The organism is Micromonospora sp. NPDC003944 (assembly GCF_053605225.1).
The window spans coordinates 104,357-129,643 of sequence record NZ_JBSGIV010000012.1; the positions used below are offsets into that span (position 1 = coordinate 104,357).

26 protein-coding genes are annotated in these 25,287 nt (G+C 71.6%); 17 read left to right on the top strand and 9 right to left on the bottom strand.

Going from position 1 to position 25,287, the window contains the following annotated elements:
• Positions 1-792 (bottom strand): ABC transporter permease, encoded by a 792-nt coding sequence (locus ACWER9_RS08730; RefSeq protein WP_452301231.1) that lies wholly within the window; start codon positions 790-792, stop codon positions 1-3.
• Complete coding sequence (locus ACWER9_RS08735; RefSeq protein ID WP_452301232.1) at positions 789-1,685, bottom strand: ABC transporter ATP-binding protein; 897 nt, start codon at positions 1,683-1,685, stop codon at positions 789-791. Before ACWER9_RS08735 ends, ACWER9_RS08730 begins: the two co-directional genes overlap by 4 nt.
• Before the next feature lie 132 nt (positions 1,686-1,817).
• On the opposite strand from ACWER9_RS08735, the gene ACWER9_RS08740 reads away from it, so the two are divergent.
• The 3 genes from ACWER9_RS08740 (at position 1,818) to ACWER9_RS08750 (ending at position 4,307) form a co-directional block, all read left to right on the top strand.
• Positions 1,818-3,071, top strand: coding sequence for a sensor histidine kinase (locus tag ACWER9_RS08740; protein WP_452301233.1), 1,254 nt, complete (start codon positions 1,818-1,820; stop codon positions 3,069-3,071).
• Positions 3,050-3,763 (top strand): response regulator, encoded by a 714-nt coding sequence (locus ACWER9_RS08745; protein WP_452301256.1) that lies wholly within the window; start codon positions 3,050-3,052, stop codon positions 3,761-3,763. Before ACWER9_RS08740 ends, ACWER9_RS08745 begins: the two co-directional genes overlap by 22 nt.
• Positions 3,764-3,953: 190 nt before the next feature.
• Positions 3,954-4,307 (top strand): hypothetical protein, encoded by a 354-nt coding sequence (locus ACWER9_RS08750; RefSeq protein WP_452301234.1) that lies wholly within the window; start codon positions 3,954-3,956, stop codon positions 4,305-4,307.
• A 101-nt stretch (positions 4,308-4,408) separates the two neighbouring features.
• Here the strand turns inward: ACWER9_RS08750 and ACWER9_RS08755 are convergent, their stop codons facing one another.
• Positions 4,409-5,197, bottom strand: coding sequence for a D-Ala-D-Ala carboxypeptidase family metallohydrolase (locus ACWER9_RS08755; RefSeq protein WP_452301235.1), 789 nt, complete (start codon positions 5,195-5,197; stop codon positions 4,409-4,411).
• Positions 5,198-5,501: 304 nt separating this feature from the next.
• On the opposite strand from ACWER9_RS08755, the gene ACWER9_RS08760 reads away from it, so the two are divergent.
• Both ACWER9_RS08760 and ACWER9_RS08765 read left to right on the top strand, forming a co-directional pair.
• Positions 5,502-6,140: a DUF6642 family protein gene (locus ACWER9_RS08760; RefSeq protein ID WP_452301236.1), complete on the top strand. Its 639-nt coding sequence runs from the start codon at positions 5,502-5,504 to the stop codon at positions 6,138-6,140.
• Between the two features lie 43 nt (positions 6,141-6,183).
• On the top strand, positions 6,184-6,645 hold the full coding sequence (locus tag ACWER9_RS08765) for a PPOX class F420-dependent oxidoreductase (protein WP_452301237.1): 462 nt from the start codon (positions 6,184-6,186) through the stop codon (positions 6,643-6,645).
• Positions 6,646-6,847: 202 nt separating this feature from the next.
• Here the strand turns inward: ACWER9_RS08765 and ACWER9_RS08770 are convergent, their stop codons facing one another.
• Entirely contained in the window at positions 6,848-8,080 is a 1,233-nt protein-coding gene (locus ACWER9_RS08770; protein WP_452301238.1) for a serine hydrolase domain-containing protein, read from the bottom strand.
• Between the two features lie 96 nt (positions 8,081-8,176).
• Here ACWER9_RS08770 and ACWER9_RS08775 point away from each other — a divergent pair, with 96 nt between their 5' ends.
• From ACWER9_RS08775 to ACWER9_RS08785, 3 genes are all read left to right on the top strand, one after another.
• Positions 8,177-8,770 carry a pentapeptide repeat-containing protein gene (locus ACWER9_RS08775; RefSeq protein WP_452301239.1) on the top strand — a complete coding sequence of 198 codons (594 nt, stop codon included), beginning with the start codon at positions 8,177-8,179 and terminating at the stop codon, positions 8,768-8,770.
• 201 nt (positions 8,771-8,971) lie between these two features.
• Positions 8,972-9,916, top strand: a complete 945-nt coding sequence (locus ACWER9_RS08780) for a hypothetical protein (RefSeq protein WP_452301240.1) — start codon at positions 8,972-8,974, stop codon at positions 9,914-9,916.
• A gap of 117 nt (positions 9,917-10,033) precedes the next feature.
• Entirely contained in the window at positions 10,034-10,363 is a 330-nt protein-coding gene (locus ACWER9_RS08785) for a hypothetical protein (RefSeq protein ID WP_452301241.1), read from the top strand.
• 30 nt (positions 10,364-10,393) lie between these two features.
• Here the strand turns inward: ACWER9_RS08785 and ACWER9_RS08790 are convergent, their stop codons facing one another.
• Positions 10,394-11,113, bottom strand: coding sequence for an MIP/aquaporin family protein (locus ACWER9_RS08790; protein WP_452301242.1), 720 nt, complete (start codon positions 11,111-11,113; stop codon positions 10,394-10,396).
• A gap of 109 nt (positions 11,114-11,222) precedes the next feature.
• Between ACWER9_RS08790 and ACWER9_RS08795 the strand changes: the two genes are divergently transcribed.
• Positions 11,223-12,296 carry an NAD(P)-binding domain-containing protein gene (locus tag ACWER9_RS08795; RefSeq protein ID WP_452301243.1) on the top strand — a complete coding sequence of 358 codons (1,074 nt, stop codon included), beginning with the start codon at positions 11,223-11,225 and terminating at the stop codon, positions 12,294-12,296.
• Positions 12,297-12,487: 191 nt separating this feature from the next.
• The gene (locus tag ACWER9_RS08800) at positions 12,488-12,769 is read left to right on the top strand and encodes an adhesin (protein ID WP_452301244.1); all 282 of its coding nucleotides are present in this window, start codon (positions 12,488-12,490) and stop codon (positions 12,767-12,769) included.
• An 8-nt stretch (positions 12,770-12,777) separates the two neighbouring features.
• On the opposite strand, the gene ACWER9_RS08805 is transcribed toward ACWER9_RS08800, so the two are convergent.
• Positions 12,778-13,845 carry a beta family protein gene (locus ACWER9_RS08805; RefSeq protein ID WP_452301245.1) on the bottom strand — a complete coding sequence of 356 codons (1,068 nt, stop codon included), beginning with the start codon at positions 13,843-13,845 and terminating at the stop codon, positions 12,778-12,780.
• A 91-nt stretch (positions 13,846-13,936) separates the two neighbouring features.
• Here ACWER9_RS08805 and ACWER9_RS08810 point away from each other — a divergent pair, with 91 nt between their 5' ends.
• The 4 genes from ACWER9_RS08810 to ACWER9_RS08825 all read left to right on the top strand — a co-directional run bounded on the left by ACWER9_RS08810 (position 13,937) and on the right by ACWER9_RS08825 (position 18,993).
• Positions 13,937-14,815 (top strand): sulfotransferase domain-containing protein, encoded by an 879-nt coding sequence (locus tag ACWER9_RS08810; RefSeq protein ID WP_452301246.1) that lies wholly within the window; start codon positions 13,937-13,939, stop codon positions 14,813-14,815.
• A gap of 288 nt (positions 14,816-15,103) precedes the next feature.
• On the top strand, positions 15,104-15,496 hold the full coding sequence (locus tag ACWER9_RS08815) for a cupin domain-containing protein (protein ID WP_452301247.1): 393 nt from the start codon (positions 15,104-15,106) through the stop codon (positions 15,494-15,496).
• Positions 15,497-15,538: 42 nt separating this feature from the next.
• On the top strand, positions 15,539-17,338 hold the full coding sequence (locus ACWER9_RS08820) for a glycoside hydrolase family 15 protein (RefSeq protein ID WP_452301248.1): 1,800 nt from the start codon (positions 15,539-15,541) through the stop codon (positions 17,336-17,338).
• 293 nt (positions 17,339-17,631) lie between these two features.
• A complete protein-coding gene (locus ACWER9_RS08825; RefSeq protein WP_452301249.1) occupies positions 17,632-18,993 on the top strand; it encodes a pectate lyase in 1,362 nt (453 codons plus the stop codon).
• 51 nt (positions 18,994-19,044) lie between these two features.
• On the opposite strand, the gene ACWER9_RS08830 is transcribed toward ACWER9_RS08825, so the two are convergent.
• Both ACWER9_RS08830 and ACWER9_RS08835 read right to left on the bottom strand, forming a co-directional pair.
• Positions 19,045-20,235, bottom strand: a complete 1,191-nt coding sequence (locus ACWER9_RS08830) for a threonine synthase (protein WP_452301250.1) — start codon at positions 20,233-20,235, stop codon at positions 19,045-19,047.
• Positions 20,236-20,249: 14 nt separating this feature from the next.
• The gene (locus ACWER9_RS08835; RefSeq protein ID WP_452301251.1) at positions 20,250-21,293 is read right to left on the bottom strand and encodes a DNA polymerase ligase N-terminal domain-containing protein; all 1,044 of its coding nucleotides are present in this window, start codon (positions 21,291-21,293) and stop codon (positions 20,250-20,252) included.
• 94 nt (positions 21,294-21,387) lie between these two features.
• Here ACWER9_RS08835 and ACWER9_RS08840 point away from each other — a divergent pair, with 94 nt between their 5' ends.
• The 3 genes from ACWER9_RS08840 (at position 21,388) to ACWER9_RS08850 (ending at position 23,420) form a co-directional block, all read left to right on the top strand.
• Positions 21,388-22,176, top strand: coding sequence for an aldo/keto reductase (locus tag ACWER9_RS08840; protein WP_452301252.1), 789 nt, complete (start codon positions 21,388-21,390; stop codon positions 22,174-22,176).
• Between the two features lie 126 nt (positions 22,177-22,302).
• Positions 22,303-22,455, top strand: coding sequence for a hypothetical protein (locus ACWER9_RS08845; protein WP_452301253.1), 153 nt, complete (start codon positions 22,303-22,305; stop codon positions 22,453-22,455).
• A complete protein-coding gene (locus ACWER9_RS08850; protein ID WP_452301254.1) occupies positions 22,455-23,420 on the top strand; it encodes a golvesin C-terminal-like domain-containing protein in 966 nt (321 codons plus the stop codon). The genes ACWER9_RS08845 and ACWER9_RS08850 overlap by 1 nt, the downstream gene beginning before the upstream one ends.
• Positions 23,421-23,543: 123 nt before the next feature.
• Here the strand turns inward: ACWER9_RS08850 and ACWER9_RS08855 are convergent, their stop codons facing one another.
• On the bottom strand, positions 23,544-25,109 hold the full coding sequence (locus ACWER9_RS08855; RefSeq protein WP_452301255.1) for a SulP family inorganic anion transporter: 1,566 nt from the start codon (positions 25,107-25,109) through the stop codon (positions 23,544-23,546).
• Positions 25,110-25,287 lie beyond the last annotated feature (178 nt).

Consider the following 25,287-nt stretch of genomic DNA (forward strand, 5'->3'; position numbering starts at 1 on the left):
TCAGGACACCTCGCGGCGCAGCGTCCGGAACAGGCCGGCGGCAAGCGGAAGAACCATCCAGACGAGCAGCGACACCGCAAGCCGACCCCACTGCTCGCCGGTGACGTGGCTGGTGAACAGCGGTTCCATGGTCCGGCTGGTGTCCAGCCACCCGGCCGGACCACGCAGGGGCCGGATCAGTTCGCCGAGCACCGACCAGAGGGTCGGCAGCAGCAGGTAGCCGACGATTGCCAACGGCGGGTTGAGCAGCAGCAGGCCGAAGGCGGCACCCATCAGCACGCCGACGACCTGGACGATCGCCCCGTTCACGATCAGCGTCGCGTCGACCTGCCAGGTGCCCGCGCCGCCCGTGGCCGACGCCACGAGCGTCCCGATGCTCGCGACGGCCAGGGTGACAAGCACCGAGGCGAGTGCGGCCAGCACCATGGCGATCAGCTTCGCGGCCACCACCCGCTCCCGCCGGGGCACCAGCGCGTACGTGGTGAGGGCGGTGCGCTGGGACCACTCGCTGGTGATCGACAGGATGCCCAGCACCGGCAGGAGCACGTTGACGGGCAGCAGCGAGGTGACGAAGAAGGTGAAGAAGGTCTGCTCGGAGTCCTCGGCGTAGATCAGCAGGAGGGTGACGATCGCGACGACCACCAGGCCGATGGTGATCAGCAGCCAACGGCCGGCCCGGGTGTCGACGAGCTTGCGCAGCTCCACACCGGTGAGCCGGAGCAGCGACGGGCGGCGTACCGGAGCGCGGTGCTGGGGTGCGACGGTGATGGCGGGCGCGGTGGCGGTGGTCATCGGACGGCCTCCTTGGTGGATTCGCCTGCGGTCAGGGTCAGGAAGAGCTGTTCGAGGCCACCGCCGCCGGCAGGGCGCAGCTCGGCGAGCGCGACACCGGCGTCGGCGGCGGCCTGGCCGACGGCTTCCGCGTCGGCCTGCACGAGCAGGCCGTCGGAGCTGTCGGCCGCGGTCAGGTTGGCGGCGTCCAACGCGCGGCGCAGCGCCGCGTCGTCGCGGGCCCGGACCACAGTGCCGCCGCCGGCAAGCAGCTCGTTCTTGTCGCCCTGGGCCACGATCCGGCCACCCCCGATCACCACCAGCCGGTCCGCGACCGCCTCCACCTCGCGCAGCAGGTGGGAGGAGAGCAGCACGGTGCCGCCCCGGTCGGCGAAGTCGCGCAGCAGGCCGCGCATCCAGAAGATCCCCTCCGGGTCCAGGCCGTTGGCCGGCTCGTCGAGGATCAGCACGCGGGGGTCACCGAGCAGCGCGTGCGCCAGCCCGAGCCGCTGCCGCATGCCCAGCGAGTACGCGCGGACCCGGCGCTTCGCGGCCACCGCGTTCAACCCGACCAGGTCGAGCTTCGCGGCGACCTCGCGCTTGTCCAGACCCATGGCGTACGCGGACAGCGTCAACGCCTCGCGGCCGGTGCGCCCGGCGTGCTGGGCGGAGGCGTCCAGCAGCACCCCGACCTCCCGCCCCGGGTTGGGCAGTTCCCGGTACGGGTGCCCGGAGACGGTAGCGCGGCCGGCGGTCGGCGCGGTGAGCCCGCAGATCATGCGCATGGTCGTCGACTTGCCGGCGCCGTTGGGGCCGAGGAAGCCGGTGACGGTGCCCGGCTCGCACGTGAACGAGACGTCGTCCACGGCCGGGTGTGGTCCGTACCGTTTGGTGAGGTTCTCCACGGTGATCATGCCGTCGAGCCTGCCCGCGCCGCCCGGCCATCCGCTGCGGCCACCGGTCGGTGCCGCGCCGACCTTTGTCGATGGCGGGGTCTCGACTTTGGTAGCTGGTTGTCGGCCCCCGATGCTGCCTAGCATGGGCGGGTGACAAGCATCGCCGTTCCGGAGCACCCCTGGCTGCTGCCGGGGGAGCTGGTGGTGCCGGCCGAGCGCGTGCGGGCGCGGCCCCGCCGCACCACCCGGGACTGGGTGGTGGACGGCCTCGCGTTCCTGATCGGGTTGCTCTGGGTGCTGTTCGCCACCGCGGACGCCTTGTCGCCCACTCCGGAGATGGCGCTTCCGCTGCCGCACGACTGGATGCTCGGCGTGGACGCGGTGCTCGGGCTGGTCTGTTGCGGGCTGCTCTGGCTGCGTCGGCGGTGGCCACTCGGGCTGGTGGTGGCGACGCTGCCGCTCACCATGTTCTCGATGGCCGCCGCGATCCCGCTGCTGATGCTGTACTTCACCGTGGTGGTGCATCGGCGCACCGCCGTCGCGATCGCGGTCACCGGCGCCGGCCTGCTAACCAGCCTGGTCTTCAGTTGGGCTCGCCCGGATCCGGTGATGCCGTACTGGGCCACCGTCGCCTGGGGTGTGGTGATCAGCCTCACGGTGTTGGCCTGGGGGATGTTCGTCCGGGCCCGGCGACAGTTGATCGTGTCGCTGCGCGAGCGGGCCGAACGCGCCGAGGCGGAGCAGCAGCTCCGCGTCGCCCAGGCCCGCCACCTCGAACGCACCCGGATCGCCCGGGAGATGCACGACGTGCTCGCGCACCGGATCTCGCTGCTCAGCCTGCACGCGGGCGCCCTGGAGTTCCGGCCGGACGCGCCGTCGGACGAGGTGGCCCGCGCCGCAGGGGTGATCCGGGGCAGCGCACACGCCGCCCTACAGGACCTGCGGGAGGTGATCGGGGTGCTCCGGGCCGAGGACGGCGGCGATGGCGACGCGCCCGAGCCGCCCCAGCCCACCCTCGCCGACCTGCCCGCCCTGATCGCGGAGTCCCGGTCGGCAGGGGTACGCGTCAACGTCAGCGACAGCGTCGTCACGCCCGAGCAGGTGCCGGCGGCGCTGGGCCGGGCCGCGTACCGGATCGTGCAGGAGGGGTTGACGAACGCCCGCAAGCACGCGGCCGGCGCGGCGGTCACCGTCGACGTGGCGGGTGGGCCGGGCACCGGCCTGACCGTGGCGATCGGCAACAGGTGGCCGGTCGGAGCGCCCGCCAGCGACACCCTGCCGGGTGCGGGCACCGGCCTGGTCGGCATCAGCGAACGGGTGACCCTGGCCGGCGGTCGGCTCGCCTACGGCCGGGACGACGCCGGTGACTTCCGGCTCGCCGCCTGGCTCCCGTGGGCGGCGTGACCAGCCCTGCCGGCGCAGCCGGGCCGCCGGTGCGCGTGTTGATCGTGGACGACGACGCGCTGGTCCGGGCCGGGCTCTCGATGATCCTCGGCGGTCTGCCGGACCTGACGGTGGTCGGCGAGGCGGCCGACGGTGGCGAGGTGCCGGCGGCCGTCGCCGCGCACGCCCCGGACGTGGTGCTGATGGACATCCGGATGCCCCGGGTCGACGGGCTGACCGCCACCGAGGCGCTGCGCGCCCGGCCGCACCCGCCCGAGGTGCTGGTGCTGACCACCTTCGACGCCGACGAGCAGGTGTTGCGGGCGCTCCGCGCCGGCGCGGCCGGTTTCCTGCTGAAGGACACCCCGCCAGCGGAGATCGTGCACGCCGTACGCCGGGTCGCGGCGGGCGAGGCGACGCTCTCCCCGACGGTGACCCGGACGCTCATCGACCACGTGACGGCCGTCGCCCCCGGCCCATCCGGCCCGGACCCGCGCCGGGAACGGGCGCGGCGGCTGCTCAGCGGGCTCAGCGAGCGGGAACGGCAGGTGGCGGTCGCACTGGGGCAGGGCCAGACCAACGCGGAGATCGCGGGGGAGTTGTTCATGAGCGTGGCCACGGTGAAGGCGTACGTCTCCCGGCTGCTGACCCGGCTGGAGCTGAACAACCGGGTCCAGGTGGCGCTGCTCGTGCACGACGCCGGTCTCGTCTGACCATCGATGTCGGCAGAGGATCTGCTTACCGCGTACCGGAATTGAACTTTCGTACGGTCCTCGCCGTACTCATGGCCGAGGATGTCGGTGCGGTGGGTCCGCCGTACCGCTGCCGAACTGCGGGAGGCCTGCCGTGCGAGTTGGTGAGCAGTCGACGGATCCCATCGACCAGGTACTGGGTGAGGTGCCAATGCCGGCACCGTTGACCCCGGAGGATGTCCGGCTCGCGGTCCGGGCGGTGGTGGTCCACACCGCCGAGGAGTGGCCCACCGGGCCGCTGTGCCGCAACGACGGTGCCTCCTACCCGTGCCGGCTGCACCGTTGGGGGCGACGGGTGTTGGAGACACACGGGCTCAACGAGCGGCAGATCGAGGCGTTGATCCGGCACGGCAACCCCTTCGTGCACGTTCCCTTTCCGTTCACGGCGACCGGGCCGTCGCGGCAACAGGCCACCCGGGTCGGCCCCCAGGCGGTACGGCCCACCGCTGCCGGGCGGCCGGTGACTCCCCCCGTCACCGCGCCGCGCTGGCCCCGGGCGAGCTGAGCGCGGCACCCCTCCGCCCCCCCGACCCGGGGCGACACGACGTCGGCCCGGCGCGAAGATTCCCCCTCCGCGTCGGGTCGACGTCGCTCCGGTCGGCAGGGTCAGTCGTTGCCGGCCCCGATGCCGCAGTCCGGTGCGGACCAGTTGGTCGTGTTCGAGCTGCTGTCGCTGTTGTTCTCCCGGCGGGAGTCGACGTGCACGTGGTCGTCGTGGTCGGGGTAGCCCGGCCCGTAGATCCCGCTGAAGCCGTTGTCCCGGGCGTCCCGGGCGATCTGGCACAGTGAGGACGTCCGCGAGGTCACGTCGGCCGCGTTGCCGTACAGGTGTTGGCTGTCGGACGCGCCACCGACCTGGTTGTTGCAGGCGCGACTGCGGAAACCGCTGGACACGTCGAGTGGCTTGTCGCCGAGACTCTTGCGCAGCGCCTCCAGCTTCCACATGGTGCGCAGCGCGTTCTGCTTGGTCTGGCTCGCCGACAGCGGGCCGCCGCTCCAACCGCTCCCGCCGCACCCGTTGTCCAACTCGCTGTAGCTGAAGTGCGCGGGCGTGCAGTCGTTGTCCTGGAGTTGGTACAGCTTGGCGAAGGTCTGCGGGCCGGCGATGCCGTCGGCGCGCAGCCCGTACGCCTGTTGGAACCGCTTGACCGCGGCGGCGGTCTTCGGCCCGTACCGGCCGTCGTTCTCCACGATGTCGCGATAGCCGGCCCAGCCGGCGACCCGAATCTGCAACTGGCGGACGTCGTCGCCGGAGCGCCCTTGGCTCAGGGTCCGGTTCCAGGTGTAACAGCCGTCCGCGTGCGCCGCCGGTGCGGCGATCACCGTGGCGATCGCGGCCCCGGGCAGTGCCAGGGCGAATGCGACGGCGGCACGCTTCAAGGTGTTGACGCGCACAGAAGTCCTCCCGATTGGAGAGCGAATGGGGTGGCTCCAGGACATCGACCGAGAAGTCCCGTGATTTCCACCCTCGCACTGATCCGTGCCGTTGGAGGTGATTAACGAGAATCGTGCTCACAATCCGCTGTCCCTGGGTATTGGCTGGGAATTCGGCTGATTTACGAAACAGCCATTTCCTGCCGATCGGCCCTCCTGTGGCCAAGCACACCGAACGTCGCAATCTGCCACACCGAGGGTGATGTTCCCGGGGCGATGACGGCCGGTAACGTCAGCCCCGGGCGGCGGACTGGCGGAGGTGCGCGTGGCACGCGGTGGCGTCTTCTGTGTCGAGGGTCAGTGGCACCGTGACCTCAACGAGCGGGGCTCGGTGCTGCCCACCCTGGAGCTGCTGGAGCGGCTCGGCAAGATCCGTTTCATCCACAAGGACGCGGCCACCCGCGACGAGTTGTTCTACTTCCTGGACCGTTGGCTGCTCAAGCAGTACGCCGACCACCGGGTCGGGTTCTTCGCCATGCACGGCGAGCCGAGCCGGCTCTGCCTCACCGACTGGCAGTCGGTCGAGTTGGCCGAGGTCGCCGACCTGATGGCCGGCCGCGCCGAGGGGCGGCGGCTCTATTTCGGCAGTTGCTCGGTGCTGCGCGCCTCGGATGCGGTGCTGCGCGAGTTCCTGGAAGTCACCGGAGCCGCTCTGATCTGCGGTTTCACCCGAGAAGTCGACTGGGTCGAATCGGCGGCCTTCGAAACCGTGCTCCTCGACGTGCTCGCCAACGGCCAGCGACACAATGCCGCCGAGCTGCGAATGGGCTCCGCGCACTGGGCGCCGCTCGCGTCGTACCTCGGTTTCCGGGTCATCTACGCCAACGGTCGGGCCTGGCGGCCGTCCGGCCGTCCCCGGGTGCCCACCCAGGCCGCGCGCCCCGCCGCCGCCCGACCGCACTGACCCGCCGCCGTCGCTGTGCCCGCGCCCTGGTAGGAACGGGGGCATGGCACGCAGCATCGCAACGAACACCCGGGTCGACCGGGACGGCCTGCTCGACTTCCTCCGGCCGCGACACCGCGTCCTGCTGATGACCGCCCGTTCCGACGGCCGCCCGCAGTCCTCCCCGGTCTCCGCCGGGGTCGACGGGCAGGGGCGGCTTGTCGTCTCCACCTACCCCGAGCGGGCCAAGGTGAGCAACCTCCGCCGCGACCCCCGGGTGTCGGCCTGCGTGCTCAGCGACGACTGGAACGGCCCCTGGGTGCAGGTCGACGGCACCGCCGAGGTGTTGGACCTGCCCGAGGCGCTGGAGCCGCTTGTCGAGTACTTCCGCAGCATCTCCGGTGAGCACCCGGACTGGGACGACTACCGGGCGGCCATGGTCCGCCAGGGCAAGTCGCTGATCCGGGTCACCATCGACACCTGGGGGCCGATCGCCACCGGAGGCTTCCCGGCCCGCCTCGCCTAGGCCGCCACTGCCCAGGGTGGCGATCTGGCGGCCAACCTCGGGTTTCGGGTCCTTTGCTCTGCTTACCTGTACGCGCCGCTCGGCGCTCGGCGCTTGGCCGCGCCGCTCGGCGTCATGTCGCAGATTGGGGTGCAGAGCAAAGGCGGGTCGGGCGGGGTGGGCATCCGTCGCCGGAGCGACGACGACGGGCGGCTCGCAGCGGTCAGTCGACCAGGGCCGCGTAGACGAGCTGGCGCAGCTGGGAGCGGAGCGGGTACGTGCTCGACGGCATCAGCTGCGTGAACAGCAGCGCGGTGACCTCCTCGGCCGGGTCCACCCAGAAGGCCGTGCTGGCCACCCCGCCCCAGTAGTACTCGCCGACGCTGCTCGGCACCCGGCTGGGAACCGGGTCGTCGACCACCGCGAAACCGAGGCCGAAGCCGATCCCGTCAAGGGTGGTCTCGGCGAAGCCGCCGGTGGAGAGGGTGCCCAGGTCCTGACCGCCGGGCAGCTGGTTGCGGGTCATGAACCGCACCGTGCGGGGCCCGAGCAGCCGGACACCGTCCAGCTCGCCGCCGCGCAGCAACAGTTGGGTGAAGCGGTGGTAGTCGGCGGCGCTGGAGATCAGCCCGCCGCCGCCGGAGAGCAGCGCCGGCTTGCTGAACGCGAGCGACCCGAGGCTGTCGTAACGGACGGCCTTTCCGCTACGCGGTTCCGGTACGTAGAGCGCGGCCAGCCGTTCGGCCTCGTCGCCCTCCACCCACCAGCGGGTGTCGGTCATGCCCAGCGGCCCGAAGATCCGGTCGGCGACGAACGCGTCGAGGCTCTGCCCGGAGATCACCTCGACGAGTCGACCCAGCACGTCGGTGGCGACCGAGTAGCCCCACGCCGAGCCGGGCTGGAACAGCAACGGCAGCTCGCCGAAGGCCGCGCAGGCGCCGGCCAGGTCGACGTCCGCCGGCGGGTAGAGGTCGTAGCCGGCGGCCCGGTAGAGCCCGTCGACCACCGAGGTCTGCATGAAGCCGTACGTCAGGCCGGCCGTGTGGGTGAGCAGGTGCCAGACCCGGATCGGCTCGACCGCCGGCACCGTGTACGGCTTGAGCGCCGACCCCTTGGAGTAGACCCGCAGGTCGGCGAACTCGGGCAGCCAGCGGCTGATCTCGTCGGTCAGCTCGAACCGGCCCTCTTCCCACAGCATCATCGCCGCGACCGAGGTGATCGGTTTGGTCATCGAGTAGATCCGCCAGAGCGTGTCGGCCTCGACCGGCGCGCCCGACTCCCGGTCCCGCAGCCCGTACGTTGAGGAGTGCGCCACCTCGCCGCGACGGGTGACCACCACCTGCCAGCCGGCCAGCCGGCCGTCGTCGACGTACCGGCCGAAGTGCTCGTCGATCCGGGCCAGCCGCGCCGGGTCGAAACCGATCTGATCGGGGTCCATGCTCCGCGCCACACTCACGCCGCCGAACCTACTCGCCGGTACGGCGACGCCGGAAGGGGGTCGGCACCGGCCCGCCGGCCGCCGGCTGTCGTCGGTGCCCACTAGCCTGGCCGGATGCCGGAGTTGACCGAGGACGTGACCTTCCGCAACGAGGACTGGTATGGCGAGGAGTTGACCGACCGGCACTTCGTGAGCTGCGAGTTCTTCGGGGTGGACCTCACCGAGGCGGTGAGCAGAGGCGCGGTCTTCACCGGGTGCACATTCGGCAATGTGGCGTTCAACGCCTCCCGGCACGTCGACTCGGCCTTCACCCGATGCGTCTTCCGGCGGTGCAACTTCTTCGAGGCCGAGTTCACCGGCTGCAAACTGGTCGGCAGCACCTTCAGCGAGTGTGACCTCCGTCCATTGACGGTGGACGGCGGCGACTGGTCCTTCGCCACGCTGCCCGGTGCCGACTTGCGCGGCGTTCGGTTGACCGGGGTGCGCATGCGCGAGGTGGACCTCACCAGGGCCAACCTCACCGGTGCCACCGTCACCGGCGTCGATCTCTCTGGCGCGCAGTTGACAAACGTCCGGCTCGGCGGCGCCGACCTGCGGGGCAGTGACCTCACCGCGCTGGACCCGACGGTGGTCGAGCGGGCCGGTGCGGTCATCGACGTCGAGCAGGCAGTGGTCATCGCGCAACTGCTCGGCTTCCGGATCGGCTGACGCGCAAGACGCCCGTGGTCTGCTGAAGTGTCCGTCCGGGCGGGCCAGGTTGTCCGACACCGTCCCGTTGTGGGCTGGACACGTCCGGCAGTCCGGATCTAGCGTGTCGTCCACGCGCCCGTGTGAACGTGAATCGGCCCACAGTGGACGGTGTGGTCCGCGACGGTCCAGGACGGCCGGGCGGCGAAGTTGGAGGGGTCGGTGGCGGACGAAGACCTCACGCGGACTGGTTCGAAGGCTGGCGACGCGCCGCCGAGACACCGTCCGCGTGCCATTACCGCCGGGGAGACCCGCAGCGTGCTGCGCCGCGCCCGACAGCGGCGGCGCTGGGCGGTGGAGGCCGTTGCCGTACTCGTCTGCCTGGTGATGGTGGTCTCGTACTTCGCCACCCGGTCCGGTCCGGAGCCCGACGGTGACCAGGCGGGGTCGGGCGGTGTGCCAGCCGGGGCGGCCCGCTCCACAGGTTTTCCGGGCGCCGATGGGCGCACCGGCGACGCGGGGCCGGCGACGCCCGGCCTGCGGCCGCGTCAGCGCCCACCCTCACCGGACCCGACGCCGCCGCCGAGCGAGCCCGCCGCCCCACCGCCGGCCAAGCCCGACTCGCCGGCGCTGTCGGTGGTCCGGGGGGAGATGCCCGCCGCCGTCGACCTCACCGCCGTGGGCGCCCGGGACTGGGTGCACTGGGGGGACCGCGGCGACAGGTCGACGGTCCGCAAGCGCTCCGGCTCGGGGGAGATCGTCGATCGGGGTGGTCCCGGCAGGCGGGTCGGCTGGGACGGCAACCAGGAGTACGTGCGCTGGTCCGACGGCACGCCGGACCGGGCGACGGACGGCAGTTCCAACGGCGTCTACACCTGTGGTACCGGGAACGGGTTCAGCCTCTCCGTCGCCGGCAGCGGCGAGCCGCGCACGGTCCAGCTCTACGGCGGGATCTGGATGGCTCGGGGGCGACTGGAAGCCCGGCTCTCCACCGGTGGGCCGGTCAGCACCGTTCGACTCGAAGACCCCTACACCAGTCAGAGCGCCCAGTTCACCATCCGCTTCACGCTGCCCAAGGGCGCGCGCCTACTGCTGAACTGGACCGTCGAGAAGGTCTTCACGACGCACTGCGGCAACGTCGGCCTCCAGGCCGTGACGGTGCGCTGACTGACTGGTTGGTCGTTGCGCGTGCACGAGGCGGGACAGTTTGTCCGTCGCGTACCGTCGATCGCGTCGTAACTTTCTGCTGTCCCCAACCGACCATCCAGTGTGGAGGCAGCGGAGATGAGTAGCAGCACCGTCCACCGCGTCCGTCGTGCCGCTTCGTCCGGCACCGGTGAAGCGTCCGGGGAGGTTCTTCGCGACATCCCCCTGCCGCCGTACGTGACGGGCGAGGACACCCAGTTCGCCGTACGGGCGGTGGTGGTGCACGCCCCTCGCCGGTGGTCCGGGGGCGTGGTCTGCCGCAACGATGCCAGCCCGCATCCGTGTCGTCTGCACCGCTGGGGCGCCCGGGTGCTGGCCCTGCGCGGGCTGCGGGACGCCGAGATCGCCGCGCTCATCGAGCGTGGTGACCCTACGGCGGTGGTCCCCCCACCGGACCGTCCGGCCTGAGCGCTCGCCAGGGGCGCGTCGCCGTCCGGGCTACTTCTTCGGGCCGCCCACCGACTTCTCGTGACCGCCCCAGTAGTGCCGCTGTGCCCCCATCACCATCGGTGCGACGAGCGCGGCAAGCGCCCCGCCCAGCAGCGGGAAGACGATGAACACCCAGAGCTGCCGCAGGGCCACGCCCCCCTCGAAGACCGCCGGGCCGAACGCCCGGGCCGGGTTGACCGCCGCGCCGGTCAGCGTCACGCCCACCAGTTGGGTCGCGGCCAGGGCCAACCCGATGGCCAGCCCGGCGGTGCCCGGGTTCTCGCTCCGACTTGTCACCACGAGCACGACCAGCACGAAGAGGAAGGTCAGCACGACTTCGAGGACGGCTGCGCCACCGCGGTTGATGTGCGCGCCGTAGCCGTTCGTGCCCAGGGCCCCGGTCTGGTCCGCGACGTCACCCCAGCGGGTGAGCGCCCAGAGCACGAAGGCCGCGACGGTCGCGCCGACGAACTGCGCTATCCAGTACGCCACCGCCCCAAGCGCCGAGATCTTTCCGGAGAGCAGCACACCGAGCGTCACCGCTGGGTTGACGTGGCTGCCGGAGAGCGGCCCGATCGTGTAGACGAGGGCCACCATCACGAACCCGAAGGCCAGCGCCACCACGACCACGCCGCCCTGGACCCGCGCGGCGACCGCGCTCCCCACTCCGAAGAACACCAACAACAGGGTGCCGAGGAATTCGGCCGCGTACCGCCGGAAGTCGCTCATTCACTCAGCGTAAGTGCAGGTCAGGTAGTTGAAGGCGGAATGGCCGGCTGTGATCGGCGCGACGGCCGCAGGCGGGCACAGCGGCCACATCCGTGGCGTTGTACCCCACGTGGACACCCACTCCGTGGACGTCGTGGTGGTCGGTGCCGGGCAGGCCGGCCTGAGCGCCGGTTACCACCTGCACCGCACCGGGTTCACGCCCGGCAGCGGTTTCGTCATCCTCGACGCCGACAATGGGCCTGGCGGCGCCTGGCAGCACCGCTGGCCGACGCTTGTCTTCGACCGGGTGCACGGCTTCCACGACCTGCCCGGGCTGCCGCTCCCACCCACCGAGCCGCAACGCCCGGCCGCCGAGCAGGTAAGCGCCTACTTCGCCGCGTACGAGAAAGCCTTCGACCTGCCGGTGCGGCGACCGGTGCGGGTCCGGGCGGTGCGTTCCCGCCCGGACGGCCGGCTCGACGTGCACACCGACCGGGGCATCTGGACCACCCGAGCCCTGGTCAACGCCACCGGCACCTGGACGAGGCCGTTCTGGCCGCACTATCCGGGCCGGTCGACGTTTCGCGGACGGCAGCTGCACACCGCCGACTATCGGGGGCCGGCCGACTTCGCCGGCCTTCGCGTGGTGGTGGTCGGTGGCGGCACCTCGGCCGTGCAGCTGCTCGGTGAGGTCTCCACGGTCGCGGCGGCCACCACCTGGGTGACTCGCCGGCCGCCGACGTTCAACGACGAGGAGTTCGGCCCGGAGCTGGGCCGCGCCGCCGTCGCCCGGGTGGACGAGGCGGTCCGGGCCGGCCGGCCGCCGGGCAGTGTGGTGGGGGTGACCGGCCTGCCGGTCACTCCCGAGGTGAATCGACTGCGCGAGCGCGGCGTCCTCGACCGGCTACCCGTGTTCGACCGGATCACACCCGACGGGGTGGCCTGGACGGACGGGCGGTTCGTGCCGGCGGACGTCATCCTGTGGTGCACCGGCTTCCGGGCGGCCATCGACCATCTCGCCCCGTTGGGGCTGCGGGCGCCGGGCGGCGGTATCACGATGGACGGCACCCGGGTGGTCGCCGACGCCCGGGTTCACCTGATCGGGTACGGCCCCTCGGCCAGCACGATCGGCGCCAACCGGGCCGGCCGCGCGGCGGTCAACGAGATTCGCGCCTGGCTGGCCCCGGCCGCCGCTCTCCACTGACCTGGCTCTATTTGACGGATGCCCCACCAGCGGGCACGGTGGGAGTGGCGGGGCCGTCAGCTGCCCCGACCTGATGCGACGGCGACGACCGTTCGCCCTCTGTCGCCTCCCACGTGTGCTCGTACGCGGACCGACCGTCCGGTTCGCGCGGTATCCGACCGCGAGCCGAGAATCCACGAGGAGTTCCATCCATGCTCACCATGACCGATAACGCCGTGCTCGTCATTCGCGACCTCGCCAACCAACAGGACGTCGCCCAGGAGGGCGGGGTGCGGATCGCCGCCGACACCGAGGCCGGCTCGCTCACCGTCGAGTTGGTGCCCGAGCCGGTACAGGGTGATCGGGTGGTCGACAACCAGGGTGCCCGGATCTTCCTGGACGAGGACGCCGCCGAGCTGCTCGGTGACGCGTCGGTGGACGCCACCGTCGACGACGAGGGCATCATCCAGTTCGGTTTCACCGAGAAGCAGTAGACCCGGCCTCACCGCAGCGGTCGCCCGCGCGGTGGGGGACCCTGCCCGGGGAGCCACCTCGGCCCGCCGTCACCGGCCGGGTGCGACAGCGTGGCGAGCACGTGAGCCAGGTGGTGCGAGGTGCTCCACGCCGCCCAGTTGGCGGCCGAGCCGGCGCCGGCGCCCCGACGGGCCCGGCGCAGCAGCTCGTGATCACCCCAGGAGAAGGCCGCCCCGGTGGTGGGCCAGTGCGGCGCCGACACCAGCGTGCGGCACAGGTCGGCGAAGCGGTCGTCGCCCCGGCCACCGCGTCGCGCCCAGCGGTAGACCCACCACCTGCCGTCGTCGGTGTACCGCACGGTCGGCAACCGGTCGCCGGGGTCACCGGTGCCCGGCACGGCCGGGTGAACGCCGTAGTCGCCGTAGTCGACCCCGACGTCGGCCAGTCGCCGCCACAGCTGCCAGTCCCAGCGGTCCAACTGGACCGGCTCGTCGGTGGGCAACCGGGACAGCGTCGGTGGCATGCCGCCCGCCGCCACCGTCACCGACCGCCACGCGTGTCGACGCGCCCAGTCCAGCAGGCGGCGTACCCGCGGCTCGGCGGTCCGCACATCCGCCGGACAGCACACGTCCCCCGCGTCCACAAGCAGGTCACACTCCTCGGGAGCGAGGTCGGTCACCCGCCAGATCCGCTCCACGGCGGTGGTGCTCGCATCCGGCCCGGCCCGGTCCTGACCGGCCCGCAGCCGGATGAGCGCACGTCGGTCGTACGCCCGCGACGCCGCGCCGTGGGCGACCAGCCGGTGGTCGCTCTCCGTGAGCCCGATGACCGGCACCACGGGTACGCCCCAGCGGGTCAGCTCCGCCTCGGGGATGTCGGGCAGCGCGCTGACGTCGATGGCGGGCAGCAGCCCGGACGGCAACCGACGGATGCCCTCCACCATGGAACGGTCGATCGTGCCGACCTCCAGGACCGGTGCGACGAGTGTGGCGTACCCGGGATCGAGGTGACTCAGGGCCTCGAGTTCGCTTCGTCGGTGGGTGAGGATGGGGCGGTAGACCGGTGCCGTCGCCCGGCCCCCGTGGGCGGGCACCATACTTCAATCTAGCCAGGCATGCGCATGTGTCACAGGGATGCGAGTCCGAATTCGGCTGCTCGGCTGTCGGTTCGGCGACTACGATCCCCCGATGCCCACCCCGGTTCACCGTTACCGATCCGACGACGAGGACAGCGCGCGGTGGAACGGCTTCCCGTTCCGCGACGGCGACATCGTGATCAGCACCCGGTCCAAGAGCGGCACCACCTGGATGCAGATGATCTCTGCGCTCCTGGTGCTGGGCACCGCGGAGTTGCCGGCGCCGCTGACCGAGCTGTCGCCCTGGCTGGACTGGTTGGGCGAGCCGCGGGACACCGTGTACGACAGGCTGGCCGCGCAGCCACACCGGCGGTTCATCAAGACGCACACCCCGCTGGACGGGCTGCCGCTCGACCCTCGGGTGCGCTACGTGGTGGTGGCAAGGCACCCGCTCGACATGGCGGTCTCCCTCTATCACCAGGTCGCCAACCTGGACCGGGCACGTCTCGCCGAGCTGACCGGTCAACCCGCCCCGGCCGGGCCCCCCGGCGAGCGGCCTCCGGTGCGGGAGTGGTTGTCGAGCTGGGTCGACCGTGAGGTGGACCCCCGCGAGGAGCTGGACTCGCTGCCCGGCGTGCTGATGCACCTGAGCGACGCGTGGGCCCGCCGGCACGAGCCGAACGTCGAGCTTGTGCACTACGACGACCTGCTGGCCGACCTGGGCGGCGAGATGCGCCGGCTCGCCGACCGGTGGGACCTTCCGGCCCCGGCCCCGGAACTTGTCGAAGCGGCCACCTTCGGTCGCATGCGGGAGCGCGCCGACCGGCTCGCCCCGGACACGCTCGGCGTGCTGCGTGACCGCCAGGCGTTCTTCCGCCAGGGCGGCTCCGGCCAGGGCCGCGACCTGCTTGACCAGTCCGCTCTAACCCGCTATCAGAACCGGGTGACGAAGCTGGCCCCACCCACCCTCCTCACCTGGCTACACCGCTAGCCCCCCACCTGCGGGGCTGAGGGCTGCGGGGCTCAGGGCCGCTGGGATGGGCACACAAGAGCGCACGGCGCCGTTTCGACAGGGTCGGAACGTCGCCGTGCTCTGGCCGTCTCCCACCACCGCAGCCGTTCGGCGGTACGTCGGCGGGGACCTGGCTCGACCGGCAGTTCGCGCCGGTCAGCGTTGTCGATCCCCGGTTCGCGCAGATCCAAACCTGCCAAACACCGGGAGTTCCACCATGTGCGAGTCCCGGCGTGGCGCGCGGCTGGACGGGGTATGGGGGTGGGCATGGAGCATTTCACTATCGCGACCGTCGCCGAGAAGAGCCCGGATTTCCGGCGGGTGCTGTGGACCGGCGAGCACACCCAGCTGGTCATCATGACCATCCCCGCCGACGGGGAGATCGGCGAGGAGGTGCATGACGGCATCGACCAGATCCTGACCTTCGTGAGCGGCGTCGGCGAGGCCCGGGTCGGCGGTAACACGCGGAAGGTCGTCGCGGGCGACCTGGTCGTGGTGCCCTCGGGCACCAAGCACAACTTCGTCAACACCGGCCCCAACCCGCTGGTGCTGTACACCGTCTACGGGCCGCCGGAGCACGCCGACAAGGCCGTGCACAAGACCAAGGAGGAAGCGGACGCCGCCGAGGCGGCGGGCGAGGACGAGCCGCCGACGGAGTGATCCGCCCGGTCTGATCCGGGCCGATGCGGGTACCCCCGGCGGGTGGAGCAGCAGCCGCCGATCTCCGACTACGCCTTCCTCTCGGACTCTCGTTCGGGTGCCCTGGTCGGCAAGGACGGCTCGATCGACTGGTGGTGCCCGAACCGGTTCGACGGGGCGTCCGTGTTCGCGCGGCTGCTCGACCCGGGAGCCGGCCACTTCCGACTGGCGCCGATCGGGGTCGGAGGTCCTGGTCACCGGATGGAGCGGGCGTACCGGCCGGACTCGCTGGTGCTGCGGACGGTGCACCACACCCCGCACGGCAGCGTGGCGGTCACCGACGCCCTCGCCGCCGAGGCCGGCGCCCGTGCGCACGAGCTGGGCAAGAACTCACCCGCCGTGCTGATCCGGGTGGTCGAGGGGCTCTCCGGGCGGGTACGGATGGCGCTGGACTTCGCGCCCCGCCCGGAGTACGGCCTCCTCACCCCGTACCTGCACGAGCAGCCGGACGGCGGGGTGCTGGCCGGCGCCGGCCCGGTGGTGCTGTTGTTGCGCGCCGGTGGCCTGCACCTGCGGGCGGGGGTCGACCGGGTCACCCACGAGTTCGAGGTGTCCGCCGGTCAGGTGATCGGGATGGACCTCGCGTACGGCGAGGCGTACGGCGATCCGCCGGCCCGGGTGGATCCGCTGACCGCCCTGGCCGAGACGACGCAGGCCTGGCAGGCGTACCGGGAGACCCACACGTACTCCGGCCGTTATCCCGAACTCGTCACGCACAGCGCGACGGTCCTGACCGGCCTCACCTACGCCCGCAGCGGGGCGGTCGCCGCGGCGCTGACCTCCTCGCTGCCGGAGCGGATCGGTGGCGACCGGAACTACGACTACCGCTACTCCTGGCTGCGGGACTTCTCGTTGACGATGCGGGCGCTCTGGGTGGCGGCCTGCCCCGACGAGACGTCCCGGCTGTTCGACTGGGCGACCCGCTCGATCGGACGGTTCGGCAATGAGCCGGTGCCGGTGCTCTTCGGCCTGGAGGGCGAGCGCGACCTGTCCGAGCACCACTGCAATCACCTGCGCGGGTACCGCGACAGCAGGCCGGTGCGGGTGGGCAACGACGCCTGGCGGCAGCGGCAGCTCGACGTGCCGGGTGAGGTGGTGTCGGCGGTGTGGCGGCTGCGCGACTACCTCGGCGCGACGTTCGAGGACGAGTTGCGGGAGATGGTGCTCGGGTTGACCGAGCAGGTGGCCGCGACGTGGCACCTGCCGGACCGGGGCATCTGGGAGACCCGTGACGAGGAGCGTCACTACGTCTCGTCCAAGGTGTCCTGCTGGCTGACGATGGACCGGGCGGTGGGGCTCGCCGACCGGCTCGGTGACCGGGCGGATCCGCACCGCTGGGCCCGGGTCCGCGACGAGATCCGCGATGCCGTGCTGCGTGAGGGGTGGAACGACCGCATCGGGGCGTTCACCGGCGCGTTCGGTTCGGCGGAGCTGGACGCCTCGGTCCTCGCCCTGCCGGTCGCGCGTTTCCTGCCGGCCACCGACCCGCGGATGCGCTCGACTATTGCGATGGTCGAGCGTGAGCTGGGCACCGAGGACGGCCTGCTGCGGCGCTGGACGACCGACCCGGCCGGGTTCCTGCTGTGCTCGTTCTGGCTTGTGGAGTGCCTGGTGATGACGGGTGAACCGCGGCGGGCCGAGTCGCTCTTCGAGCGGGTCGTCGGGTACGCCAACGACGTGGGGTTGTTCAGTGAGCAGATCGACCTGTCCACCGGGATGCAGCTCGGCAACACCCCGCAGGCGCTCTCGCACATCGGGCTGATCAACGCGGCCTGGCGGATCAGCGAACCGAACAGCTACTGAACCCGCGCCGTTTCCGGCTCTCGGTGGCCCGTCGACTCTGTTCGCCCGCGTCTCGGTGCCGCGAATCCTGCAACAGACCTGCAAGCGCCAGGCATTGACGCTGATGCTTGTGCAGTCCTAGCCTCGAAGGTGCGGGAAAGCCCTTTCCCCAGGTCTTTGATCCCGCTTCACCCCGCTTCGGATCCGGGCGTCCGGCGGGGACGCACACCGATCCCGTTCCGCAGCACGCCGTACCGGCACGTCTCGGTACCGCCGCCGAGGGATCACCACCACATGCGTCAAGGAGGACACCTGTGCAGAAAAGACGACTCCCCGGCCGCCGACCACTCCTGCTGGCGCTGGGTGCCGGCGTGACCGTGGCGGCCCTCGCCGCCGGCATGACCTCGGCCCTCGCGGCCACCGTCTTCAGCGACAACTTCAACGACGGCGACACCTCCGGCTGGTCCAAGTCCGGTGGCAGCTGGACGGTCGACGGCTCCGGCGTGCTCAACCAGTCCAACGCCGGCAGTGAGCTGGCCCGGCAGTTCGCCGGCGACACCGGCTGGACCAACTACTCCGTGTCGGCCCGGGTCCGGCCGACGAGCTTCGGCTCGTCGAGCGCCCTGGTCGGGCTCGCCGCCCGCTCCACGAGCAGCACGAAGATGTACCGGTTGGCCCTGCTCGGCTCCGGCCGGGCCGAGTTGCAGGCGGTGAACGGCAGCTCCGTCACGGCCATCGGCTCTGCCTCGCTGGGCGTCGGCACCGGCACCTGGTACACGCTGCGCATCGAGACCAGCGGCAGCACGATCCGCGGCTTCGTGAACGGCACGCAGATCGCGTCCGGCAGCAACAGCCTGGCCGCCGCGGGCCGGATCGGCCTGGTCACCGCGTACGCCAGCGGCGGTTTCGACGACGTGCTCGTCGACTCGTCCGGGGGCGGCACCCCGACCACGCCACCACCGACCAGCCCACCCCCGAGCACGCCGCCGCCCACCACCCCGCCGCCGTCCGGCTGGCCGACGCCCACAGGCAGCCAGAAGGTGGACGCGACCATCCCGGTGTCCGGCACGTTCGACGGTGGGCTCAAGCGCTACTACGGCATCGGTGACGGCGGGCAGAGCGAGAGCCAGGACCCGATGTTCGAGCTGGCCGCCGGCGCCACCCTGCGCAACGTGATCATCGGCGCTCCGGCCGGTGACGGCGTGCACTGCGAGGGCAACTGCACGCTGATCAACGTCTGGTGGGAGGACGTCGGCGAGGACGCCGCGACCTTCCGGGGCGGCACCACGTACACCGTCGACGGTGGCGGGGCCCGCTCGGCCAGCGACAAGGTCTTCCAGCACAACGGCTCGGGCACCGTCTACATCAAGAACTTCCGGGTGGAGAACGCCGGGAAGCTCTACCGCGCCTGCGGCAACTGCTCCACGTCGTACCAGCGGCACGTGGTGATCGACAACGTGCTCGTCCGGGACACCGACGCGATCGCCGGCATCAACACCAACTGGGGCGACACCGCCCGGTTCAGCCGGATCACCATCGTCGGCGACCCGGACCGGGAGACCTCGATCTGCGTCAAGTACAAGGGCGTGCCGAAGGGCAGCGAGCCGACCAAGATCGGTGAGGGCGCCGACGGCGTCAACTGTCTCTACTCGCCCTCCGACATCACCTACCAGTAGTCCGGAACGACGGCACCCCGCGTACCGCACGGTGCGCGGGGTGCCGCCCTCTCACCCCATCAGGGGTACGTCGGCCACGTCGACAGTGTCCGGATACTTCAGCCCGGCGCCGGTGTTGAGCACCACCACCCGCTCGCCGGCCCGGATCCACCCACCCGCGCGCAGTTGCCGCGCCGCCGTGAGGCAGGCCGCACCCTCCGGGCAGAGCAGCAGCCCTTCCCGGGCGGCGAAGTCCCGTAGGTCGGCCAGGATGTCCGCGTCGTCGACGGCGACGGCCGTGCCGGAGGACTCCCGCAGCGCGTTCAGGATCAGCTCGTCGCCGAGCGGCGCCGGCACGGTGATGCCGAACGCCACCGTGTGCGCGTCCGCCCACGGCTGCGCCCGATCCTCGCCGGCGGCGAACGCCCGCACGATCGGCGCGCAGCCGGTGGACTGCACCGCCACCAACCGGGGCAGCTTGTCGTCGATCCAGCCCAACTCGCGCAGCTCGTGCACCGCCTTGTGGATGCCGATCAGGCCGACCCCGCCACCCGTCGGGTAGATGATCACGTCGGGCGCCTGCCAGCCGAGCTGCTCGACGATCTCGTACCCCATCGTCTTCTTGCCCTCCAGCCGGTAGGGCTCGCGAAGCGTGCCGGCGTCGAAGATCGCCCCGTTCGACTCCGCGATCAGCTCGGCCACCCGCCGGCCGGCGTCACTGATCAGCCCGTCGACAAGGCGCAGGTCGGCGCCGGCGGCGACGCACTCGCGCCGGCAGATGCTCGGCGCCTCCAGCGGCATGACGATCGTCGCGCCCATCCCGGCCCGCGCGGCGTACGTGGCCCAGGCCGAGCCGGCGTTGCCGTTGGTGGGCATCGCGATCCGCTCGACGCCCAGCTCGCGGGCCCGACTCACACCGACCGCCGCGCCCCGGGCCTTGAACGAGCCGGTAGGGACCAGCCCCTCGTCCTTGACCATCAGGTCCGCGATGCCGATCTCGGCGCCGTAGGCCGGGGCGCGCAGCAGCGGCGTCCAGCCCTCACCAAGCGTGGTGACGTGCCGGGGGTCGGCGACCGGCAGCAGTTCCCGGTAGCGCCACAGGTCGGCCGGGCGCAGCGGAAAGCGCTCCGGGGTCACCGCCTTCGCCACGGCCGGCAGGTCGTAGCGGGCCAGCAGCGGTGACCCGCACTCGCAGAGGTTCTGTAGCCGGTCGGCGGCGTACTCCTTGCCGCAGCGCGGGCAGTCCAGGTGGGTCAGGTACACGTCGCTCCTCGCCGTCACACAACGTCGATGCTCAGCCAGTGCCGACTGCGCCGCCCCGGCTGGTAGACCGAGTCCAGTCGCTTGGCGATCACGCCCGGCAGGCCCTGTTCCTGCCCGGCACGCAGGGCCTCGTCGCCCGCGCCCGGGAACCACGGCGGAGTCTGCCAGTGCGTACCGGCCAAGACCAGCCCATCGAGCAGCTCCCGGCGTTGCGCGTACGGCACGTCGACGCTGCTCACGCCCTCCAACCAGAGCAGGTCGACGATCAGGTACTGGGCACCGGCGGGGACCCGGCTGCCGGTGGCCGGGCGGACCGGGCGGACCCGTCCGGCGTTGTCGATGCGGACCAGCACACCGTCGAGCACCGCCTCGGTGGGCGCGAGCGCCTCGGCCATCGCGCGCAACCACGGGTAACCGCCGGTGATCTCCTCGTCGGTCTCGGAGAGCAGCCGCAGCCGCCCGCCGGAGACGTACGCCATCGCCCGGACCCCGTCCCAGCGCAGCTCGTACCCCCAGGCGGCCCGGTCGCGGGGGAGCCCGGCGGCGGGCGTGGCGTGCATCGGGCGGACCCGTTCCGGCATCGGCGTCCAGCCCGGCGGCGCGGGGTCGGTGCGGCGGACCATCCAGTCCCGCCCTCCGGTGGCGAAGAGGACGTAGCGCCCGGCGGTCCGGTCACCGGAGAGCGTCACGATCACCTCGTCGTCGCGCCACTTCTCGCAGCGGTAGGTGCCCCGGTCGTGGACGAGCATCCGGCCACCGCCGTACTCGCCGGCGGGGATCTCGCCGGCGAAGTCGAGGTACTCCATCGGGTGGTCTTCGGTGTGCACGGCGAGGTGGTTGCGACCCGGATCGCGGGGCAGGCCGCGTGGCACCGCCCAGGACGCGAGCACCCCCTCGTGCTCCAGGCGCAGGTCCCAGTGCAGGCTGCGGGCGTGGTGCTGCTGGATGACGAAGCGGGCGGCGTCGGGGCCGGCCGGCAGGGGGCCCTCCGGCGGTACCGGCTCCGGCGTGCGGGCCGCGTCCCGCCGTCGCCGGTACTCCTCCAGCCGGTCGGTCACACCCGCATTCTCCGGCAAACCGGACCGGTGCGCTGGACGCCCGAGTGTCCGGTTCACTCGGCGGCAGGGGGCGCGGCGGGGTAGAACGGACCTCATGGACCTCACCGACCAGCCCACCGCCCTGCTCCCCGGTGACGTGCGGATGCCCCTGCTCGGCTTCGGCACCTGGCAGGCCACCGGCCAAGCCGGTTACGACGCCGTGCTGGCCGCCCTCGACACCGGCTACCGGCACCTCGACACGGCCACCGTGTACGGCAACGAGCGGGAGGTCGGCCGCGCGGTGCGGGAGAGCGGGCTGCGCCGGGACGACGTCTTCATCACCACCAAGCTCCCACCCAACCGGGTGGGCCAGGAACGCGCCACGCTGGAGGCCAGTCTGGAGGCGCTCGGCGTCGACCACCTGGACCTCTGGCTGATCCACTGGCCGCCGTCGTCGTCGACGGACAGCATCCCGCTCTGGCGTGAGCTGATCGCGGCCCGGGACGAGAACCTCACCCGGGCGATCGGCGTCAGCAACTACAGCACTCCGCAGATCGACGAGCTGATCCAGTCCACCGAGGAGAACCCGGCGGTCAACCAGATCGAGTGGAGCCCTGCGCTGTACGACCGGCAGCGGCACGCCGAGCACCGGGACCGGGGCGTGGTGCTGGAGGGGTACAGCCCGTTCAAGACCAGCGACCTCAGTGACCCGGTGCTGGTCAGGATCGCCGCCGCGCATGGCGTCTCGCCGGCGCAGGTGGTGCTGCGGTGGCACATCGACCACGAGATCGTGGCGATTCCGAAGTCGGTGACGCCGGAGCGGATCACCGCCAACTTCGACGTCTTCCACTTCTCGCTGACCGCCGAGGAGATGCGCGACATCGACGCGCTGGGTGAGGCCTGAGCTGGCGGATTTCTTCATCGTGTTACCCAACGATGAAGGGTATCGACATCGACGTCCGTGACGGTATAGCGTGCCCGTCATCACGTTCGTCGATCCGCTCGTACCCGCCGTCGCTGGAGGATCGCCATGCCCCGAATCCCGTCCATCCGTCTGCGCCGCCGTGGGGTGCTCGGTCTCCCCGCCCTGGTGGTCGCCGCACTGACAGTCGCCGCCCGACCCGCCGCGGCCGGTGCCGCGCCGAAAGCCGAGTGCCTCGCCGACCTTCTCCAGGACGCCTGATGGCGACGATTCCCTGGCTGGTGGACGTGCTGCGCGCCGCCGGGGTGCAGGTGGTGGTCGAGGGGGACTGGCTCAACCGGATGCGACCAGGCTCCTTCGACCCGATCGGGGTGCTCTGGCACCACACCGCCTCGACGTCGAGCGCCAGCAACCCGCACCCGGCGCTCGGCATCTGCATCAACGGCCGGTCCGACCTGCCGGGGCCGCTGTGTCAGGCACTCGTCGACTACAACGGCGTCTTCCACGTCATCTCCGCCGGCCGCTGCAACCACGCCGGGGTCAGCGGCGGCAGCGGGCCGATCCCGGCCGGGGACGGCAACACCCTGATGATCGGGTGGGAGATCGACTACAACGGCGTCAACCAGGAGATGACGGCCGCGCAGTACAACGCCTCGCTCGCGGCAACCGCCGCAGTGCTCACCCGGCTCGGCCGGGACAGCAGCTACGCCCGGGGTCACCGGGAGACCAGCACCACCGGCAAGATCGACCCGTCCTTCATCGACCTGAACGTCATGCGCGCCGACGTGGCGGCGAGAATGGCCGGTGGCGGCACGGCGTGGTCCTCCACCGTGGACAACACCACAAGCGGTCGGTTCACCGCCAGCGCCAACTGGGGCGTGTCGTCGTACTCCAGCCAGCGCTACGGCACCGACTACCGCTACGCGGACCCGGTCGCCGCCAGCGACGTCGCGTGGTACAGGTTCAACGTCCCAGCGGCCGGCAACTACCGGGTCGAGGCGTGGTGGCCGGCGAACTCGGGCTACAACAGCGCCGCCCCCTACATCGTCGCCACCAGCACCGGCAACCAGACCGTCCGCGTCGACCAGCGGGCCACCGGCGGGCAGTGGCGGGTGCTCGGCACGTTCACCCTGCCGGCCGGTGACGCCAACCGGGTGGGTGTGAGCCGGTGGAGCAACGCCACCGGCCTGGTCGTCGCCGACGCCGTACGCCTCACCCGGGTCTGACCCGGCGTGACGCGCCCCGCCCCGGGGCGAACCGCTCGCGTCCCGGCGTGACGCGCCCGCCCCTGGCTTGATCGACTCGACTTTCCGGAAGTCGGGGTGTCCCAGGCGCGGGATGCCCCGACCTCACGGAATCGGGGTGGACCGCGGTGGCGGCAACTCGTGACGGGCCTGCCCCTGCGCGTCCACAGACCGACGGCCCCGAGTCACGCACGGGGAGGTGCGTTTGCCGGTGCCGAGCCCGTCGGTGCCCGCACGATGAAGCCACGAACCGTGCACCTCGTCGACCTGGACGGTGCCACCGGCCCGCGTGTAGGACGCCTGCCAGTCGCGGATGGTCTCGTACGCGCCGTGGTCGAGATAGTCCAGGTGCAGCTCGAGTTCGACGTGCTGCTGCGGGGGCAGGGCGGCGAGTCGGCGGGTGAGCCGTCCGGAGGCGACGAAGGCGAGTGTGCCGATGATCGACACGAGCCAGGTGCCGGGTTTCGGCTCGGTGACGTGGATCTCGCACCGGGCCAACCGCCACAACATGAACAGCACCGCCGTCGCCATGCCCAGCCCGACTCCGATGAGCAGGTCGGTGGCGGCCACGCCGAGCGCGGTGACCACGTAGATGGGCAGCTCCCGGTGCCGGGCGTACGTGCGGATCTGGGCGAGGCTCACCAGCCGTACGCCGACCACCACGAGGACTGCGGCGAGCGCGGCCATCGGGATCATCTCCAGCAGTACGGCGCCGGCCATCACGAACCCGGCGATCCAGACCCCGTGCAGGATGGCCGAGGCGCGGGTGCGTGCGCCGGCCGCGACGTTGGCCGAGCTGCGCACGATGACGCCGGTGACCGGGAGTCCGCCGAGCGTCCCGGACACGGCGTTCGCGGCGCCCTGGGCGATGAGTTCACGATCGAGGTTCGCCCGTGGGCCGTGGTGCATCCGGTCGACGGCCACCGCCGAGAGAAGAGATTCCACGCTCGCCACCAGGGCGATGGTGAGGACGGCCGGAAGAACCTCCCACGGCGGTGCGTCGGGCCAGCGGGCGAAGCTGATCGCGCCCAGGGGGTCGGCGGGCAGATCCACCCGCTCCACGTCGGCATCGAGGGCCGTCGCGACCACGGTGGTGACCACCACCGCCACCAGGGTCGCCGGCAGCATCGTGGTCTTGACCAGACGTGACCAGAACAGCAGCAGCGTCATGGTCAGCGCGCCGAGCAGCACCGACACGCTGTGGTAGTCGGCGATCTGGCCGGGTAGGTCACGGAGATTCGCCAACGCGGAGCTCTGGGGCGCGCCGCCGAGCGCGACGTGGACCTGGCTCAGCGCGATGACCAGGCCGATGCCGGCCAGCATCCCGTGTACGACTGTTGGCGACAGCGCGAGCGCGGCCCGTCCGAGGCGGGTGATGCCCAGCAGGATCTGCAGCAGCCCGGCGACGGTCACGATCGCGGCGGTGCCGGCGAAGCCGAACTCGGCGATGGTGCCCGCGACGATCACCGTGAGCCCGGCTGCTGGCCCGCTGACCTGGAGCGGCGCGCCGCTGAGTGCGCCGGCGACTATTCCGCCCACGACGGCGGCGATCAGCCCGGCCAGCAGCGGCGCCCCGGAGGCGGCAGCGATGCCCAGTGACAACGGGATGGCGATCAGGAAGACGACGATCGACGATGGGACATCGTGCCTAAATGACGCTTTAGCCGACATTCACCGAAAGGTACTTAGATAATATTAATGCATAGTTAAGCGTGATTCTTTCACTCGGCGACCAGCGACGTGCGGGGGCGCGACCGTTCGGCCTCACATGGATGCGGGGGTATCCGCTTCGAGTGAGGGGTGGGTGTGGATCGCTGTAAAGCGGTCCAGCTGTTTCGCGTGGGTCCCA

What these genes read in the sequence shown, in the direction of transcription:
- ACWER9_RS08730 (WP_452301231.1), bottom strand. Translation starts at nt 792, where the DNA reads ATGACCACCGCCACCGCGCCCGCCATCACCGTCGCACCCCAGCACCGC.
- ACWER9_RS08735 (WP_452301232.1), bottom strand. Translation starts at nt 1,685, where the DNA reads ATGATCACCGTGGAGAACCTCACCAAACGGTACGGACCACACCCGGCC.
- ACWER9_RS08750 (WP_452301234.1), top strand. Translation starts at nt 3,954, where the DNA reads ATGCCGGCACCGTTGACCCCGGAGGATGTCCGGCTCGCGGTCCGGGCG.
- ACWER9_RS08765 (WP_452301237.1), top strand. Translation starts at nt 6,184, where the DNA reads ATGGCACGCAGCATCGCAACGAACACCCGGGTCGACCGGGACGGCCTG.
- ACWER9_RS08775 (WP_452301239.1), top strand. Translation starts at nt 8,177, where the DNA reads ATGCCGGAGTTGACCGAGGACGTGACCTTCCGCAACGAGGACTGGTAT.
- ACWER9_RS08785 (WP_452301241.1), top strand. Translation starts at nt 10,034, where the DNA reads ATGAGTAGCAGCACCGTCCACCGCGTCCGTCGTGCCGCTTCGTCCGGC.
- ACWER9_RS08790 (WP_452301242.1), bottom strand. Translation starts at nt 11,113, where the DNA reads ATGAGCGACTTCCGGCGGTACGCGGCCGAATTCCTCGGCACCCTGTTG.
- ACWER9_RS08800 (WP_452301244.1), top strand. Translation starts at nt 12,488, where the DNA reads ATGCTCACCATGACCGATAACGCCGTGCTCGTCATTCGCGACCTCGCC.
- ACWER9_RS08805 (WP_452301245.1), bottom strand. Translation starts at nt 13,845, where the DNA reads ATGGTGCCCGCCCACGGGGGCCGGGCGACGGCACCGGTCTACCGCCCC.
- ACWER9_RS08810 (WP_452301246.1), top strand. Translation starts at nt 13,937, where the DNA reads ATGCCCACCCCGGTTCACCGTTACCGATCCGACGACGAGGACAGCGCG.
- ACWER9_RS08815 (WP_452301247.1), top strand. Translation starts at nt 15,104, where the DNA reads ATGGAGCATTTCACTATCGCGACCGTCGCCGAGAAGAGCCCGGATTTC.
- ACWER9_RS08840 (WP_452301252.1), top strand. Translation starts at nt 21,388, where the DNA reads ATGGACCTCACCGACCAGCCCACCGCCCTGCTCCCCGGTGACGTGCGG.
- ACWER9_RS08845 (WP_452301253.1), top strand. Translation starts at nt 22,303, where the DNA reads ATGCCCCGAATCCCGTCCATCCGTCTGCGCCGCCGTGGGGTGCTCGGT.
- ACWER9_RS08850 (WP_452301254.1), top strand. Translation starts at nt 22,455, where the DNA reads ATGGCGACGATTCCCTGGCTGGTGGACGTGCTGCGCGCCGCCGGGGTG.
- ACWER9_RS08855 (WP_452301255.1), bottom strand. Translation starts at nt 25,109, where the DNA reads ATGTCGGCTAAAGCGTCATTTAGGCACGATGTCCCATCGTCGATCGTC.